This is a genomic window from Winogradskyella ouciana (assembly GCF_009709615.1).
Taxonomy (GTDB): domain Bacteria; phylum Bacteroidota; class Bacteroidia; order Flavobacteriales; family Flavobacteriaceae; genus Winogradskyella; species Winogradskyella ouciana.
The window spans coordinates 1-273 of the sequence record NZ_WJYA01000104.1 but is presented as its reverse complement, the minus strand read 5'-3'; the positions used below and the strand labels follow the sequence as shown (position 1 = coordinate 273).

General features: G+C 50.5%; 1 protein-coding gene. It reads left to right on the top strand.

Going from position 1 to position 273, the window contains the following annotated elements:
• Positions 1-263, top strand: a 263-nt coding sequence (locus F1003_RS18715) for an SdpI family protein (RefSeq protein WP_155090358.1), incomplete at its 5' end; no start/stop codon positions are given.
• Between the last annotated feature and the right edge of the window lie 10 nt (positions 264-273).

Sequence of the window (273 nt, the reverse complement as noted above, 5' to 3'; positions counted from 1 at the left end):
TCAACAGCCTGTACGGATATCGGACGAAGCGCTCTATGGCGGATGAGTCGCAGTGGAGAGAAGGAAATCGATTCAGTGCGCTCCTCATGATTTTGTTCGGCCTTATTTCGGCGGCAGCTGGATTTGCGGGCAGCCTGCTTATCCGGCTGACTCAGCCGTTCGCCCTGATCGTTCAGGCCGTATTGTTGATTGCGATCAGCGTACTGATCATCGTCTTAACAGAAAGAAGATTGAAACAAACGGGGAGGAGAATCGATGAATGACATTACGTTT